This window comes from Paraburkholderia sp., assembly GCF_035501035.1.
In the GTDB taxonomy this organism is placed as follows: Bacteria; Pseudomonadota; Gammaproteobacteria; order Burkholderiales; family Burkholderiaceae; genus Paraburkholderia.
On record NZ_DATJWR010000384.1, the window covers coordinates 1 to 2,450 of the forward strand.

At 66.6% G+C, this 2,450-nt stretch carries 2 protein-coding genes; one reads left to right on the forward strand and one right to left on the reverse strand.

The features are described from left to right. Positions 1–1,366, forward strand: a 1,366-nt coding sequence (locus VMJ11_RS27755) for a nucleobase:cation symporter-2 family protein (protein ID WP_325623775.1), incomplete at its 5' end; no start/stop codon positions are given. 196 nt (positions 1,367–1,562) lie between these two features. Here the strand turns inward: VMJ11_RS27755 and VMJ11_RS27760 are convergent. Next, positions 1,563–2,450: efflux transporter outer membrane subunit (locus VMJ11_RS27760; RefSeq protein WP_325623777.1), on the reverse strand; the 888-nt coding region annotated here is incomplete at its 5' end.

Sequence of the window (2,450 nt, forward strand, 5' to 3'; positions counted from 1 at the left end):
CACGCTCGGCATCCAGCACGTGCTCGTGATGTATGCAGGCGCGGTTGCCGTGCCGCTCATCATCGGCGGCGCGATCGGGCTGCCGAAGGACCAGATCGCCTTCCTCATCAGCGCCGACCTGTTCGCCTGCGGCATCGCCACACTGATCCAGACGCTCGGCCTGTGGATCTTCGGCATCCGCCTGCCCGTCATCATGGGCTGCACGTTCGCCTCCGTCGGGCCGATGATCGCCATCGGCACGAATCCCTCGCTCGGCATTCTCGATATCTTCGGCTCGACCATCGCCGCGGGCGCGATCGGCATCCTGATCGCGCCGATGATCGGCAAGCTGCTGCGCTTCTTCCCGCCCGTCGTGGTGGGCACCGTGATCGCGGTGATCGGCCTCTCGCTCATGGAAGTGGGCATCAACTGGGCCGCGGGCGGCGTGGGCAACCCCGACTACGGCAATCCCGTCTATCTCGGCCTCTCGCTCATGGTACTGATGCTGATCCTGCTCATCAACAAGTTCGGGCGCGGCTTCATCGCCAATATCTCGGTGCTGCTCGGCATCGTCGCGGGCTTCTCGATCGCGCTCGCGCTCGGCCGCGTGAACCTGAGCGGCATGGCAAGCGCGCCGTGGGTCGGCATCGTGATGCCGTTCCATTTCGGCATGCCGAAATTCCATATCCTGCCGATCGCGACGATGGTCATCGTCATGTTCGTGACCTTCATCGAATCGACGGGCATGTTCCTCGCCGTGGGCGACATGGTCGAGCGCCCCGTCGACCAGGCGACGCTCGTGCGCGGCCTGCGCGTGGACGGTCTCGGCACGCTGATCGGCGGCATCTTCAATTCGTTTCCGCATACGTCGTTTTCGCAGAACGTGGGCCTCATTGGCGTGACGGGCGTGAAAAGCCGCTACGTGTGCGCCATGGGCGGCGTGATCCTCGTGCTGCTCGGCCTCTTTCCGAAGATGGCGCAGGCGGTCGCCTCGGTGCCACCCTTCGTGCTGGGCGGCGCGGGCATCGTGATGTTCGGCATGGTGGCCGCGAACGGCATCAAGGTGCTCTCGCGCGTGGACTTCGTGCGCAACCAGCACAACCTTTTCATCGTTGCCGTGAGCGTGGGCCTCGGCCTCGTGCCGGTGGTGTCGCCGCACTTCTTCGCGAAGCTGCCGCCGGCGCTCTCGCCGCTGCTGCACAGCGGCATCCTGCTCGCTTCGGTTTCGGCGGTGGTACTGAACCTGATCTTCAACGGCGCGAAGAGCGAGAAGGCCGCCGAGCGCGCCATTCGCCGCGCCGGGCACGATCTCGAAGGCCGTCACGGCCAGGACGCGCAGCAAACTCCCGAAACGGGCCACGAAATGCCGCGTTCGGCGGCGCATTGAGCGAATCGCACTGAGTTGACGCGAGAGGTTCCCCACTCGCAGGTGTCTCACGCGAGCGGGGTCTTTTGCTGGTTTGGCGCCATGGGAAACCGTGGCGCTTTTTTTTGCTTGCGCGCCGCGTGAATAAAAAAACGCCACGGTCTCCCGTGGCGTTTTCACTTTCAGACGAGGCGCCGTGCCTGCTCGCCGTGCTCCATCACCCCGCCGTCGCGGCCGAAGCCGCCACGGGCGCGCTGGCCGCGCCGTAATCGACGGGCGCGTCGGCCGGACGCGGCGTTTCGCCCGCATGCTCGATCCAGCCGCCGCCAAGCGCGCGATACAGGTCGACGAGGTTGGTCCAGCGCGCGAGCCGCGCCGTGACGAGCGACGTCTGCGCCGTGTACAGCGTCGTCTGCGCGGCGAGCACCGGCAGATAGCTGTCCACGCCGTTCCGGTAGCGCAGCTCCGAAAGATCGAGCGAGCGCTGGTTGGCGAAGGTGCTGCGCTCGAGCGCCGCGATCTGCAGATCGTAGGTGCCGCGCGCGGCGAGGCCGTCGGCCACTTCGCGGAACGCCGACTGGATCGCCTTCTCGTAGTTGGCGATCTCGATGCGCTTCTGGACATTCGCGAGGTCCAGGTTCGCGATGTTCGTGCCGCCTTCGAAGATCGGCAGCGTCGCCTGCGGCACGAAGCTCCATGCTGCCGTGCCCGCCTTGAACAGACCGCCGAGCGAGAGGCTTTCGGTGCCGAGGGCCGCCGTGAGCGAGATCTTCGGGAAGAACGCCGCACGCGCCGCGCCGATGTTGGCGTTCGCCGCGAGCAGCGTCTGCTCCGCTTCCATGATGTCCGGACGCCGCGTGAGCAGGTCCGAAGGCAGCCCCTCCGGAATGTCGGCGAGCAGGTTCTGGCTGTCGAGCGGCAGGCCTTGCGGCAGATCGGCCGGCAGCGGCTCGCCAATCAGCAGCACGAGCGCGTTCTCGGCCTGCGCGCGGGCGCGCATCTGCGCCTGCAGGTTGGACTGCGCGTTCTCGACCACGGTCTGCGCCTGGCGCAGATCGAGCTCGGTACCGGTGCCCGTCTCGAATTGCGCCTTCGTGATGTTGTA